The sequence below is a fragment of the Brucella daejeonensis genome (genome assembly GCF_014199265.1).
Taxonomy (GTDB): domain Bacteria; phylum Pseudomonadota; class Alphaproteobacteria; order Rhizobiales; family Rhizobiaceae; genus Brucella; species Brucella daejeonensis.
This window is the reverse complement of the sequence record NZ_JACIJG010000023.1, coordinates 1-13,578: the sequence shown is the minus strand read 5'-3', so window position 1 is coordinate 13,578 and position 13,578 is coordinate 1. Positions and strand designations below refer to the sequence as shown.

Sequence of the window (13,578 nt, the reverse complement as noted above, 5' to 3'; positions counted from 1 at the left end):
TTACCGCCTACCAAGGCACGAGGTAGGCGGTAGGTAGGTGATAAATATGCACTACCAAGCCAATAGGTAGGCAATACCTAGCGACTTGGTAGCGCCTACCATTTCCCTAGTGAATGATGGGCATGTAAAAAAGTTCTTGAATCTGGCAGAAACAATCATATTTTGGGAGTGATTTATCCACCATACTCATGCAACATCGAATTGATGGATAAAAAACTTGGCCAATTACGAGGACTTGCGCACCGTAAAGCAACTTGTAGCCGAAGCACCATTTCTGACCGAACAAATGCTTCGCTGGTACATATTTCATGCACACACGAACGGGCTTGCAGCGGCCATCATCAAGATTTCCAACAGGGTCTATATCGACCGCAAGGCATTCCAGAGTTGGATTGAAAGCCACCGCCTCGTCCCCACGGGCTGAAAGCGCCAGATAGACGAAAACAGGAAAAGACAGCCTCGCAATCGCGAGGCTGTTTGTCTTTGAAGGCTGATTAGGCAGCTTGGTCGAAGGCGTCATCCATGGCGTCCTGATAGCCGTAATACAGGCCGTCTGCTTCTTTCCAGTTATCCCAATCGTTGGGATCGTCGGTTTCAACGGCGATGGCGAGAAGTTCGTCAGCCTGATCGCGAAGGCAGCGCAATTTGATAATCATGTCGAGGCGTGTACGCGGTTCGATGGACAGCATGGCCGTGTTCTCCCTTATTGAGCGTTGTTGTCGTTGCCGTTGTCGATCACGCGCAGAGTGATGCGACCATCGCAGGGCAGAAGATCAAGGGACAGGCTGAAGCCTTTGCCGTCCTTGTGCGGCCATGCCGCGCCAATGCGGGTCCAGTGTGCCTTGTCATCCTTGCCGCCGGTGACATGGAACAGGGCGTGCGTTGGTTGGTTTTTGGTTTTCGCTGATGTTGTCATGGGTCTATCTCCTTTTTTGGTTACGACCGCGCCCTACGCGGCCTGATGGTCTGAAAAGAACCCGAACGAAAAGTTCGGCGTGCAAGCGGCAACACGTTTAAGCGGGCAGCCTCTTGCAGGACGAACGGGGCGGGTTATCAGCGCCATCAATCAAGGCCGAGAAGGGGACGCGGACCCCAAAAGGGGAGAGAGTTTCCCATGCCAGCGAAACCAGAACACCTTACCAACGACCCGAAATCAGTTCATTCCGGGCAAGAAAGGCATCTGGAAACCAGCACGGCAGCACCCAAGGCAAAAGAACGGGAAAGATTCTGCCGACTCTCACCCGACCGCAAGGGGCATCCCGCGCGTGTGACGCCGGTGGACACTACCATCAAACAGAAGGAGACCAGGGCGCAGTTCGCAAACCGCTTACACGCTCTCAACCTTGATACCATCATGCACCTGCGCCCTGTCAGTTTTCGCTACAAAGCCAGCTATGCCGAAGGCAAGCCAGGCATGAATGGCCTAAAGCGCGGCTTCATTGCGCAGGAGGCAGAAAAGGTACTGCCCGAAGTAGCACGAAAGCGGAAAAAGATTTGAGAGACGGCTAGGCCGCGCCTGATTTCCGATTCTGAACAGCAGCGATCTCACGCCGACACTGATAAAGGCCATGCAGGAATTGAAGGCGGAGAACGATAACTTGCGCCAAAAGATGCAAGACTTGAAACGCATGATGATGCGGAAATTAAAGGGGCTACGCCTGTAGCCCCTTGAGGAAATCGACCGCCTTGGTGGCGAGGCTGGAAGCCTGAAAGATAGCCTTGCTATCGGCCTTCAGGATTTTCAGCCAGTGGGAAATATAGGCCGCATGGTCGGGACGCGGTTCCAGCGTCACGCCAAGCTGGTTGCACAGGAAGGCCGCGCCAAGCTCGGCAACGAGTTCTTCGCGAGCATAGGCGTCCTTGTCAGGGTTGACCGTTTCCAGCCGTGCGCAACGGCTCTCGTGGCCTGAAAAATGCACCAATTCGTGCAAAAGGGTGCTGTAATACGCTTCGGTGGCCGTGCTGGTGGCGGAACCGTGGAAGACTTCGCGAGGCGGCATCTGGATCACGTCCGTTGCCGGGGCGTAATAGGCGCTCTCGCCGCCGTGGCGGATTTCTACCTTCGTGGCGGTGATGAAGCGGTCAGCGGCTTCGATGGGCGAAACCTGATTGACGATTGGCGTGCTGGCTTCAGGAGCGTAACCGTCAACCTGATCGGCGTTGAAGACGCGGGATGCACGGGCCATAAGGCGCTTGCGCGGCTGGTCGTCGGATGCATCTTCATCGTCGTGCTCAAATTCCTTGTAAAAGATGACGACAGCGGATTTTTCACCCTTGCGGACTTGGCAACCGGCGTTCTGCCATTGGCGGTAAGTACCCCAAACCCCGGTCTTGAAGTCCCGGACGTGCGCCGCCGCCCAAAGGGACACGATGTTGATGCCGCGATAGGCGTTGCCGGTGTCGATATTGACCGGCGACATGGTGTCGGTGCCGGTACGGTGCCAAGGCATCTGGAACGTGTCTGCGCCTTTCTCGATTGCGGCGATAATCTGGTTGGTGATTTCGGTGTAAACGTCGAATTTCTGCGTTACCTTTGCCATCGTATGCACTCCTTTCTTGCTTGTGCGTTGTTCGATGGCTGACGGTGAAGCGGGCAGGCTCCGACCTCACCCTTGGGCGAACCCGCAGGGTGAGAGGCAGAGGCAGGGATTTTTCTGGAACGAAGTGGCCGCGAGGAGCTGTAGGCGGGGAGAAAAATAACTGCCGCCGCCTTGAGGTCTTAGGGGAATGCTCGCCAGGAATGCCAGTATGAGAACAACTCCACAAAGCAAGGAAGTTCATCTGTGCATCGGCAAAGGTGCAGGCAGAACGCCGTTTGGACGAGCCAACCTGCAATATTCAACGCCGAGAAAGAGCATGGCCGCTTCCATATTCGCGACAAAGCCAAAGGCAAACCGCAGTTTCGGTGTAAGAATTTGACACGCGGACCATACCGCCATCCGCATCAATGCCCGCTTGGGCGCAGCTTACGAACCGGCGGCTTTCCGTTTGAGGGCGCGGGCCAGTGTCCGCGCGTGAACGCCGTATTGCTTGGCAAGGTCGTCAATGGTGGTTTCGCCAACGGTCAAGGATTTACGCGCCGCCTCGACCTGATCAGCAGACAGCGACCGCCGCCGCCCAAGGGTTTTTCCGGCATCCTTGGCGACTTTCATGCCAGCACGGGTGCGTTCGCTGATAAGACAGCGTTCAAATTCGGCAAGCGCGCCCATCATGTGGAAGACCAGCCGCCCGCCCGATGAGCTGGTGTCGATGGCCTCATTCAGCGATTGGAAATGCGCGCCTTTGGCGGCAATCTCGTTGATGATCTCAATGAGGTGCGCGAGTGACCGGCCAAGCCGATCCAGCCGCCAGACAACCAGCGTATCACCTGCCTGCAATGCGTCCATGGCCGCTGCTAGCCCTTTGCGGTCGTTTGCCCTACCGGATATGCCAAGGTCTTCAAAGATGCGCTCGCAATCGGCCTTCTGAAGCGCTGACAGTTGGAGTTTGAGATTTTGTTCAACAGTTGACACACGGGCATAGCCGATACGCATTTATAGAGCTTTCATTTCATTACTATTTTAAGGGAAAAACGCAGCTATTACATTGACAAAAACGTTCCTTTTTGCCTTTGTTTGCAATAATTTAGCAAACGCCCCTAAACCGCCAATTTCTCCCCCGATGATGCGTCAGAAATGCAATATTTCATCTCTGACAAATTGGAACGTTTTTGTCATTATTCTAAATAAGCCCGCTCCTTGGCAACTGATTTCATAACCCATCCTCTTATTCGGCCAACGGGCGGGGGGGCATTGCTCGCTCCGAGGCCAAAAGGAGCTAGGGCATGAATCCAGTAAACCCATGGGCTTTGATTATCAGTGGCGTAGCGGCAGCGGCGATGGTTGCCGCAATCTATTTTGGCCTGCATCACGCCAGCATTTACGAAGTCCTACACACCGTTGATTCCGCATCGGCCAGCGCCGAAGCGTTGAAAGCGAAAACCGACGCACGGTTTCTGCAATTGGCTCATGTGGGCGTGTTTCTTACGGGCGTTGCCATCGCGGCCACCGGCTTTTTCGGCCTGAACAAAGCCAATTCTTAGCCTTCCCTCTGTCAGTCCTGATGCGCGGCGCGACAAGCGCCGCGCACCTTTTCCATTTCGGCATACGCATAAGGAGCAATTGAAATGTCGCAACTGACCACGACGCCTTCCACCAAAAGCAAATCAGGCTGGATAATGCTTTTTATCGGATGACCGTTTTTCGCCATCCCCATCCTTGGAACATTCGTTGGTGCGATTTTTATCGCCATCGCCATGCTGATAGCGGTCATGCAGATGCAGCGTAAAGAGGGCGGTCTTGGCCTGTTGCTGACGGCCATTTTTGCATCGCCCGTCGCATGGGTCATCATCTTCTTTGTCGTCCTGGCAAACCTTAGCAAATAACTAGCGCCAGAAGGGGAACAACCATGTTGGAGAAGGCCAATCCCAACGTACTTTTCGGCATCGGCATCGCCTTGGCTATCCTCGCGCCGGTCGCCTATTTCCTGATCTTCCACGACAAGATCATGCGTGGCTTGGCAATGGATCAAGCCTTTGGCGTATTCGGCGGCATAGGGACTGAAACCATCTTGTACCTGCGCGGCATTCAACCAGCGCATCTTGCCGTATTCGCCATTGGCGGCTTCCTTGCTTACACCGGCTGGAAAAAGCGCAATGCCAATGCGTAAAGCTACGCTTCTCACAGCAATGCTCACCGGCATCCTGATGCTTCCGCCCACGGCGGAAGCATCCCCCAAAACCGCCCTTCAGACGCTGACGGACTGCCTGAAAGGCAAGGTAAACCCTGAAGACGCGCGCGTGTGCATTGGCCGATATTCGGACCCATGCGCAGCCAAGGCAGAAAATGCAGCAATGATCCCGCAGATCGCAGAGCAAAGCCAATGCCTGCTGGATGAGGCGGCTGCATGGAACACGCTGCGCGACAGGGCTGTGAAGGGCTGGAAGGAAGACAACGGCACCAGCTTTTCCGCCACGATTGCCAAAACCGCCAAGGAAAGCGAGCGCTTCAGCCGCATCAAATGTTCGGTGTTCCAGAATGCCGACCAGTACGGGCAAACCGGCATGGCGCTGGAAGCGGAATGCCTGCGCGATGAAGCGGCGCGCACGGCAATTTTCATTGGTTACTCGTTGAATTGAATAGAGGAAACGACGATGTTTTCGCTCACCGAACATAAATCATGGAATGGCTATATCGGTCAAAAACGCTCTGATACGGCGTCCTTGGCCGCAATTCTCGGCTCCATGCACGTCGCGGACGCCGTAACGAAATCGGGAAGGAACATTGCCGCCGAAATTCGCCAAGGCAACGAGGCGATCATGAACGAAATCGCTTTTGCGAGTTCGGAAATTACCGCAGAATTGCGGAACATTGGTGGAGACCTGCGTAGCATGGGTGCCACCCTTGAATGGGGTTTCCGTGACCTTCTGGCGGAACACCACCAGATGAACCAAACGCTGAAAGACCTGTTGAAGACGGCGAAATCGCCGTCACAGACGTGGGCCTTTGAGCAATTTGACATGGCGCGGGATGCCTATGCTCGCGGCCTCGACAAAGAAGCATTGGAGTTCATCAATAACGCCATTAACGGCTATCAAAGCCAGACAGGCAATCGGCTAGACCATCGCTTTCACTTCCTCAAGGGCAACATTCTGCTCGGCAACAACAAGCACCATGACCCGGAAGTGGTGGACGTAAAAGCCGCCAAGCAAAGTTTTGAAGATGCCGCCCGCTATGCCGTTGGCAGCGAAAAAAAGAAAGTCCGCCTCTTTGCGGCTGAAGCGTACTGCCACGCCGCCTTTGCTGCATATTGCCTTGATGACACCGAATCCGTTCTGGCGCATTGCGCAAAGGCCCTCGAAATCGACGGTGGTTTGACCGAAGCGCTTTATCTGCAAGCCAAGGCATCCGTCCGGCGTGGCGACGAAGACACCACCTTCGCCGCCACGCGCAAGGCCCTTGATCTCGATCCCGCCTATATTCTCAAGTTCTCAAGCGACAAGGACTTCGCAAGCAGCAAAGTCATTGACTTGGCTGAAGCCGATTACGTTTCAGACAGGCGGTCAAAGACAGATACGGCGCTGCAATTCTACAAAGAACTTAAAGCCCATGCGAATGTGGAAGGCCCCGAACCAGCAGAGCTTTCCGTGAAAGACGGCGAAGGCGTCGTGGAAACGACCATGCGCATCCGCAATATCGGTGCGGCCTGCGACCATATCCTTTCCGCGCTGCATGACAGGCTATCTGGTGAACATGACGCTGAATCCAAAAAAGCTAACGTAAAGCAATATAGGGCCGAGCAGGCCATGAAGAAACAGATGTCACCGGCATTGTTCGCCGTCATTGGCGCGGCTCTGGCTATATTTACAACATCAGCTCCCAGTTTTACTGGTTACCTGTTTTACATATTTATTTTCACTGTTGGCGGCGCAATGCTCGCAAAGTTTTTGAACAAGGCCATCATTGAAAACAATCAAAAAGAAATCAACCTAGTAGCCGAGAATCTCAACCACACAGACCAGAAGCTAAGCGAGCAAATGCAGAAGGCGGTCGCCCTAAAGAACAAGATAGATGAAATCTTGGGAGTTTCGGGACGTAACCGGGCCGATGGTGCAAACAGCGCCGCCTAACAATCACCGAAGAACGCCACCCTCCACCATATTCCAATAGAGGAAAGCCATGTCACGGATGAAATCCGCCCTATACGCCTGCGGACTCGCAGTACTGCTTAGCGGCTCGATGTTTCAGAACGCCTTTGCGACCGATGGGAGCAAATACATCGTCATAACCAAAACTAAATTCGTAAAACTCTTCGAGAACGTCGAAAATTACGAAGGTGCCGCTATCGGTGGCTTGCCAGATTATATCGATAGAATCAAGAATTCGTACAAAAAAAGCTATTTCAGTACGTTCAGCACGTATGATGACCTTTTTGGCTTCATGTTTGTTCAAGAGCGAGTCGACGGAATAGCTATTCCAGAAAGGGATATAGATTCGGAAGAAATCAAATCTCAAATGGAAAAATATAAGGATAGATTAGCGATCCTTGATAAGGCGATAATTACCAACGAATAATAATATTCTGTTCCTCATATCGGTGCGTTTCTCTCCAGCGGGAAACGCACTGTCTCCGATTATTCAGCCGGATTGACTGTGCCGATCCCTGCTTTCGCAACACGCAGGCGGCTAATCAAATCTGCAAACCCTGCTTGCCTGCTCTGTACCTCGGCCATGGCGTTCAACTGATTGTCAAGCAAGGCAATGACATTCTCAACTGCACGCAATACGTGCGGCGGCGTCGCCTTCACGCTACCTGTCGGCCCTGCGTAGGCGAGCTCGATACTTGCCAACGACAATTTTTCCTTGAGGAACTGGTACAGCATCTCAGTCGCTACCTGTGCTGTGCGCGTGCGCATGGCCATAAGAATGGCTGTCCGTTCGCCATCATTATCAATGCTGGTAACAGCTACGTAATCGGCCAACGTGCCCCGCACATAGCTTTCCATTGCGCAGCGCACCGTCGACAATATGAAGAATGATGCTGGGTTCCCACTGGCCCCTGACAACCCTCCGCCCAAATAGTCGCCATGGGCAAGCTTGTTGACCTCTTTGAGGTCAGCCATCACATATTCGGTGTTCAAATTGGAAGGCTTCGTGACCATCTTTCCGACTTGTTCGGCCAAGTCTTTTATTTTTACTAAGTTTACGTCATCGTCATCACCGCCACCGCTAGGATTGTAGGCAGAAACCATTGTCGCCTCTGGATCAAGAGCCGGAAAGTCCTCGTCGTTTTTGGTTATCTTCAGGTTATAGGCACGGGTGATGTATTCCGAAAAGTCTTCCGGCGTATACCCTTTTGAGCACCCAAAGTATCTGGTCATTTCGGTATCTGGCTCAGAATCAGTTAGCTTCTGTTCAGCCACCTTCGCTTCCTGCATCGGTTCCTGAAGCAGTTCACCTTTAACGGCAATGTCCATTGCGTTATCGTAACCGACCAACTCGGTAAGGTTCTCTGCGAAAGTGTAGCGGTAGTTTATCTCGTTTTGCGCGAGCGCATAGGCGATGTCGAAAACCTGAATAGGCGTAAACAGCGCATTCGACAGGCGCGGCTTCTCTTGGTTCAGGCACGCTTGTTTCGAGCGCTCCGAGCCGACACACCATCTGACATTCGGAATGAACGCCATGATCGCGCAGTCTTTTGCGCCTTCCTCATTTGGTTTCGCTGCACCGCCACCGCCGCCTTTCACATAGCACAGGGACGTGCCTTTCAGTGCGTCCAGAAGCCCTCCGGTCCACATGCTCGGCTTAAGTTCATCCTCGTCCGGGTTGAGAAGGCTTGTTTCCAAAACCTGCTCAAGGGATTTCTTCTGCAAGTTTTCACTTGGCTTGAATTCCACCTCATTCTTCCCAAGAGTTGCTTTGATCGTGCCATTTTCGTTAAACATAGCGATCTGGCTTTGGGAACCGTACAGGCACGCCCGGTAGGCGGCCGCATATGCCAGCGCTTCTTTGCCGTCCCGGTAGTCTTCCCCATTTTCTTTGGCAGAGCCGGTTTTCAGGTTTTCCGTGCCAACATTCCGGCGCACGCATTCCTGCAACGCTTGCCAGCGCATCATATCTTCAGACGAAAGGCTTGCCGCCGACTGCACGGCCTGGCATCGGTCCTGCATCAATTGAACGCGCTTCGCGCCATAACTTTCCACGCTGTCATAAACAGCCGCAAGGGCTGGGGAATTGTACAGGGTAGTCAGCATATATTTTGCAAGCTGACTATTGAGATAGTCCTTAACTTGTTCCTCTTTTACGTCCATGGCCGTAACCATCGCGGCATGTTCATCAATGACGCCGCAGCCCAGAATCTGGTTACGCGCAGCAGCGCCCTGATCCTCATCGAAGAGCGTATTCAGGTCATCCTCTGTGAGTAAAAGCTGATCCTTGGCGATGGAGTTCCCGCCGATCACCGGGCGACCAATGTTCCCCAAGACGCCATATTGGCTACCCGTGGTGGACTGAAACGGCTTTTGCAGAACCCGCTCGGACAGATCAATGGGATCATTGCCCTTATGCTGTTCCGCATCATACCGCGAATCTGCGGCGAATACAGCACCCGTCGCAGTCGTTATAGACAGTATTGCATATAATAAAATTACTCTACACTTCACAGAAATGACCAATCTAACCTGATAACCCTTTTATATTATGTGTTTCAGCAAAAATAAAATAACATAATTTATGTATTTTAATAATAAATCCAAGTCTCGAAGAAAGACGCGGCACGAATCGAGGGGCACCAAAATGCGACGAGCGGAGGCGAAGTTTCTTATTTTGGCGACGATAATAGTAGCCGCACTCGGCTACCTCACCATCATGAAATGGCCGTCAAGGAAGGCCGACGAAGCGCCAGAGATGGATTTCGCCCAACAGCAGCGGGAAATTGCATTATTTGCGCGCTGCTATGGGAAAGGGATGATTCCTGCCGCCGACGCACCGAATGCTGATGCCGATGGCTGCATTGTCTCCAGGGCAAATATGCAGACAGGCGTTACCGGCTTGGGCGAGGTTGTTTTCCCGAAAGCATATAAAGCACCGCCAGCTATTGTCCTGACCCTGAGAACGGTTCCCGCTTCAACCGAAGAACGGGCCTGTCTGGAACAGGTCTATGCACATCTGCAAACAACCCCAAGAGTCAGCACGACGAAACTCGTCCTTGATATCAGCGACATGGCCGTGCCATTGGACGAACACTGCATAGACGCCGTGATGAATGTGCAAATCGGCTGGCTGGCTTATGAAAAACTTTAATTGAGGCGCAAGAGCCGTGGTGGTGTGTACTTGTAAGAAACTGATGATTTTCATCATCGGGTTCAATCGGCTCTTGCTAATTGAAGCGTAGCATACCTTTCGCATCCGTCAAATAAAATGAATAAATTTCCCCTATTCCCGTATTTCTTCCACTGTTCCGCCAATAGAACCGCTTAATTTCGGCTTCTTTGTATCGCCTTCACCGGAAAGGTACTTGCTCGTTTCTTCGACACGATTATCCGGCGCGACCTGCTTGACGTTACCATCAATCAGTATTTGTGCCACCACATCAGGCGGCAGCAGCATCCAAAAGCCGAGATAGTAAGCGTCTATGTCGTTCTGATAGAGGTCGTGCCGGAAGCGGAGAAGTTTCAGGCCGTATTCACGGGCAGTCATGAGCGCGGCATAAAATCCCGGAACTATTTTGTCTAAAACATCAGCCTTATCATCGGGCCACAACTGATAGGGCGAACTGGTCAGCACGCTGCTTTCCACGTGCTCAAGATGCAGGACAAGATGCTTGGCCGCTTCCACGATTTCCATTTCACCCAAATAGCGGTTCAGCAGCGGATAATCTTCCAGCGGCCTGCCTGAAGCGATTTTAAGCCCTTCAGGATTCTTGATCCACCATGCCTCATCCTCGACGTGAACCAGATAATCGGCGGGCGCTATGTGGCTCTTGATCACCGGCGCTATGCGCTGGGCAAGCTCTCTCGCTGGGCGAGGGTTTTTCAGGCGGTATTTCGGAGCAAGTTCGGGAAACCACCAGTTATCCAGTTCGTATTCCAGTTCCATCGGCAACGGATGATAGCCAAGAGTGCTGGAAGGCTGCTCTTGCGGAATCCTCCTGACCCCGGAATCAATACGGATGCCCGATTTCCTGCGCGCAAAGAAAACCTCCGAACTGGAAACGTCAAACCCGTCCATGACCGTGACAGGATAGAAAGCCAGCTTCATGTTCTCTGGCACTGGAACGAGCTTTGGATCATCGGCCAGCGGTGTTTTGAATGCTTTCACCACCTCATCCACGGACTTGTAGTAATAGTGCAGTGGATCCCACAGGGGTCCGCTAAGCTGTGTAAAATAGCCCAGATCATCGTCCCAGCCCCAAAGGCTGGGGGCTTCAAAGTGCTTCGGATGGGTGGGAAGCCAGCACGCGCCCCATTCGGCAACACAGCGTGTATGCGGCAGACGCAGATCGGGCAACAGAGGTTCCGGGTCATGCGCGTGCGGGCTTCGGTAGCCTGAACCATCGCTGACGACGACATGAGCCTGCTCTATGCGGCGCGCCAAGGCGAAACCCGGACGTATCACGTCCAGAATCGTGCCTTTCGGCGCATCGCTCGGACGCTCTTCAATAATTTTGTGCAGGTCCGACACTGCACGGCCAGGCCAAAAGTCCTGAAGGGCAAAATCGCTGGATACCTTGTTGAAGCCATTATGCGCCTCAAAAGTCGGGATGACGGTCACCCCCTGCCAAAAGAGTTCTTCAAACCATTCGTCGCCGTTCTGGCCTTCATAGAATTGCTCATACGACTGGCCTGCTGGCCTCTCGTCCCATTTCTTCAAGGCGGCGGCGACCAAGGCTTCGCTATCCTTCAGGTTGATATTCTCGCTGACGGTGTAGAGATATTCCGTCTGCGGAATTCGCCAGCCATCCTGATAGAAAGTGTCGAGCCGCAACTTGTAGGGGTACAGATTGGCATTCTGATACGCTACATGGCCGTAGACGCCGCGCGGTTGGCCAGATCGTCTGGCATCTTTCGACAGCGACATATCCAATGTACGGAAGCATGTCAGGAATATCTTTTCCAGATGCGGCGCGTCTTCCTGACCGATCGGCCTGCTAAAGCGAGGGAATGCGCGCAGCGGAGCGTTTCGCCATTCCTCTCTCTCCTTGTACATCGGGCCAAAACCGATATGGATAATGCGCCCGGCCAGATCGCGGACGAACAGCGGACTTACCGCCACCGTACTTTCCAGTTGCGAACCCGCTGAAAATTCGGCGGCGCGAACGACATTGTGGCCGCATGGCTCGGACCATTCCAACGACGCTTTCGATTGTATGGCATTATTTACGAGGCCAGCGTAAAGCGGCCAAGCCAATTTCTGTGAAGGGTTCAACCCCAAACGTTGATCCCAACAGATACCCGTCAGAATTTCATGTGTTCCAGTTTCTCCCACAATGTAGCCATCCATATTTATTTAATTATTTATTTATTCGCGGGAACCGAACGTCACGTTGACCGAGACATTCCCGTATCCGGATGAGGACCAGTTGTTGCCGGTCATGGCGTTGATAACTTTGCCAACGTCGCCCTCACCATCGAGCTTCCCAAACTCTTTTCCATCAATCGTGTGGATTTCGCCCTTGGCCCGCATTTGTTCAATCATCTTGTCGCTAAGCTTGGCATCGTTCTTCAGGGCTTCAACACTGGCGAACGTTGCCTTGGTCTTCCCGTCATCCATCGTATGCGTCTTGTAGTGATCGCCCAAGGTGCCATTTTGCTGTCTGGCGATGATGGCGGTATTGAAGGCAGTCGCGCGCCGGTCTTTCAAGCGGGCAAGCGTTGCCGGGTCGCTCACATCGCGACCGATATCCCTGTCTATCAGTGAGCGCACGTCTTTGGTGATACCGTCCAACGAGCGTTGACCATCCCCCATCGGCACGCCCTTCAACATGCTACTTGGTACGCTGTGGTGCGTTTTCAACTGCTGATCGAGCCTTTCATGCTTGCTGTTCACAGCATTCAGGATCGCCTCGCCGGGATCATTCTGCTGCAACATGCGTACACCACCAGCGCGTTGCGTGGCACGGAATATCTCGCCGGTTCTATCGGTCGCGCTGGCGTATCCCTTACGAAGCCCTTTGCCAGCGACAGGCATGAATTAACCTAATGTCAGGAGCGCACCAGCCGTATCGTTGACATCTTCCCATCGCTTGATGGTCTTGTCATATTTTGCAACATCTTCCATGCGCCCGTCGGCTAACGCCTTGGCACGACCTTGTTCCGCCGACTTCATGCGTTCGGTAGACAGGTTTTGCACCTGCCCAACAGCGTATCCTCCAACTTTTCCGGTTGCCTCCACACCGCTCTTTGCCAATTGCAAGCCTTTAGCGGCGACAGCGACGGGAGCAGCCCCGTATTTCATGACCTCGTTGAAGCTGATCTGCCCTGCCTTATCCAAGCCGCCGATATGACTTGCAAACGCACCGGGGTCACGCATACCGAACAATATGAAGCCTGCGACTGAGAAAAGCATTACGCTGGCCGTCAGGTGCATCATAATCAGCACGCTCTTGTAAAGAACAGGGTCGGACAGATTGATATGATCCACCCAAAACATAAGATAAATAAAGACGTGATCGAGAACGATCAATCCGATGCTTACAGTCTTCAGGAAAGCAATTCCAATAATTGGCGCGACAATAACCGCTGGTGCCTGTGCTGGAACGATCAGCCCCATGAGGAACATAAATGGCGTAATAAAGAGAATAATCGCAAGTCCGTAAGATATGAATACCGGCAGAAGCGTCATATACACGCCGTATACAAAGCCTTGAATGGCCGTTGCAAACATAAGGCCCACATCAATCAAAGCGCTACCGAAGGCCGCAGTCCATTGATTCACGTTGAATAAAGTGGCCTGCCCCTATGATGTGGTCCGGTTTCAATCTTAATGCATGATCGGCTTCTGAGCCATCATCTGGGCAGATGATGGCGCTGACCCGCGTGAC

17 protein-coding genes are annotated in these 13,578 nt (G+C 53.0%); 7 read left to right on the top strand and 10 right to left on the bottom strand.

The features are described 5' to 3' along the window. Positions 1-106: 106 nt before the first annotated feature. Genes FHS76_RS19545 through FHS76_RS19535 form a run of 3 tightly spaced genes read right to left on the bottom strand, consistent with a single transcriptional unit; the run spans position 107 to position 916 of the window. On the bottom strand, positions 107-520 hold the full coding sequence (locus tag FHS76_RS19545) for a hypothetical protein (RefSeq protein ID WP_183656972.1): 414 nt from the start codon (positions 518-520) through the stop codon (positions 107-109). After that, entirely contained in the window at positions 495-689 is a 195-nt protein-coding gene (locus FHS76_RS19540) for a hypothetical protein (RefSeq protein ID WP_183656969.1), read from the bottom strand. The genes FHS76_RS19545 and FHS76_RS19540 overlap by 26 nt, the downstream gene beginning before the upstream one ends. Positions 690-703: 14 nt before the next feature. Further along, the gene (locus FHS76_RS19535; protein ID WP_183656967.1) at positions 704-916 is read right to left on the bottom strand and encodes a hypothetical protein; all 213 of its coding nucleotides are present in this window, start codon (positions 914-916) and stop codon (positions 704-706) included. Between the two features lie 198 nt (positions 917-1,114). Between FHS76_RS19535 and FHS76_RS19530 the strand changes: the two genes are divergently transcribed. After that, positions 1,115-1,498, top strand: a complete 384-nt coding sequence (locus tag FHS76_RS19530; protein ID WP_183656964.1) for a tail fiber domain-containing protein — start codon at positions 1,115-1,117, stop codon at positions 1,496-1,498. 154 nt (positions 1,499-1,652) lie between these two features. On the opposite strand, the gene FHS76_RS19525 is transcribed toward FHS76_RS19530, so the two are convergent. Beyond that, positions 1,653-2,540 (bottom strand): ArdC family protein, encoded by an 888-nt coding sequence (locus tag FHS76_RS19525; RefSeq protein ID WP_183656961.1) that lies wholly within the window; start codon positions 2,538-2,540, stop codon positions 1,653-1,655. A 426-nt stretch (positions 2,541-2,966) separates the two neighbouring features. Beyond that, on the bottom strand, positions 2,967-3,533 hold the full coding sequence (locus FHS76_RS19520) for a recombinase family protein (RefSeq protein WP_183656959.1): 567 nt from the start codon (positions 3,531-3,533) through the stop codon (positions 2,967-2,969). A 290-nt stretch (positions 3,534-3,823) separates the two neighbouring features. On the opposite strand from FHS76_RS19520, the gene FHS76_RS19515 reads away from it, so the two are divergent. Continuing rightward, entirely contained in the window at positions 3,824-4,081 is a 258-nt protein-coding gene (locus tag FHS76_RS19515) for a hypothetical protein (RefSeq protein ID WP_183656956.1), read from the top strand. Positions 4,082-4,092: 11 nt separating this feature from the next. On the opposite strand, the gene FHS76_RS19510 is transcribed toward FHS76_RS19515, so the two are convergent. Beyond that, positions 4,093-4,389 carry a hypothetical protein gene (locus tag FHS76_RS19510; protein WP_183656953.1) on the bottom strand — a complete coding sequence of 99 codons (297 nt, stop codon included), beginning with the start codon at positions 4,387-4,389 and terminating at the stop codon, positions 4,093-4,095. A 57-nt stretch (positions 4,390-4,446) separates the two neighbouring features. Here FHS76_RS19510 and FHS76_RS19505 point away from each other — a divergent pair, with 57 nt between their 5' ends. The 4 genes from FHS76_RS19505 to FHS76_RS19490 are packed head-to-tail and all read left to right on the top strand — an operon-like array spanning position 4,447 to position 7,112. Continuing rightward, positions 4,447-4,707 carry a hypothetical protein gene (locus tag FHS76_RS19505; protein WP_183656950.1) on the top strand — a complete coding sequence of 87 codons (261 nt, stop codon included), beginning with the start codon at positions 4,447-4,449 and terminating at the stop codon, positions 4,705-4,707. Then, positions 4,694-5,176, top strand: a complete 483-nt coding sequence (locus FHS76_RS19500) for a hypothetical protein (protein WP_183656947.1) — start codon at positions 4,694-4,696, stop codon at positions 5,174-5,176. Before FHS76_RS19505 ends, FHS76_RS19500 begins: the two co-directional genes overlap by 14 nt. Before the next feature lie 15 nt (positions 5,177-5,191). Then, positions 5,192-6,667, top strand: a complete 1,476-nt coding sequence (locus tag FHS76_RS19495) for a tetratricopeptide repeat protein (RefSeq protein WP_183656944.1) — start codon at positions 5,192-5,194, stop codon at positions 6,665-6,667. Positions 6,668-6,716: 49 nt separating this feature from the next. Next, complete coding sequence (locus FHS76_RS19490; RefSeq protein ID WP_183656941.1) at positions 6,717-7,112, top strand: hypothetical protein; 396 nt, start codon at positions 6,717-6,719, stop codon at positions 7,110-7,112. A 59-nt stretch (positions 7,113-7,171) separates the two neighbouring features. On the opposite strand, the gene FHS76_RS19485 is transcribed toward FHS76_RS19490, so the two are convergent. Next, entirely contained in the window at positions 7,172-9,199 is a 2,028-nt protein-coding gene (locus FHS76_RS19485) for a hypothetical protein (protein ID WP_183656938.1), read from the bottom strand. A gap of 133 nt (positions 9,200-9,332) precedes the next feature. On the opposite strand from FHS76_RS19485, the gene FHS76_RS19480 reads away from it, so the two are divergent. Continuing rightward, positions 9,333-9,839 (top strand): hypothetical protein, encoded by a 507-nt coding sequence (locus FHS76_RS19480; protein WP_183656935.1) that lies wholly within the window; start codon positions 9,333-9,335, stop codon positions 9,837-9,839. Between the two features lie 132 nt (positions 9,840-9,971). Here FHS76_RS19480 and FHS76_RS19475 read toward each other — a convergent pair whose 3' ends face one another. From FHS76_RS19475 to FHS76_RS19465, 3 genes are all read right to left on the bottom strand, one after another. Further along, positions 9,972-11,888, bottom strand: a complete 1,917-nt coding sequence (locus FHS76_RS19475; RefSeq protein WP_183656932.1) for a hypothetical protein — start codon at positions 11,886-11,888, stop codon at positions 9,972-9,974. Between the two features lie 168 nt (positions 11,889-12,056). After that, positions 12,057-12,725 (bottom strand): hypothetical protein, encoded by a 669-nt coding sequence (locus FHS76_RS19470; RefSeq protein WP_183656929.1) that lies wholly within the window; start codon positions 12,723-12,725, stop codon positions 12,057-12,059. A 3-nt stretch (positions 12,726-12,728) separates the two neighbouring features. Next, the gene (locus tag FHS76_RS19465) at positions 12,729-13,421 is read right to left on the bottom strand and encodes a hypothetical protein (RefSeq protein WP_183656926.1); all 693 of its coding nucleotides are present in this window, start codon (positions 13,419-13,421) and stop codon (positions 12,729-12,731) included. Between the last annotated feature and the right edge of the window lie 157 nt (positions 13,422-13,578).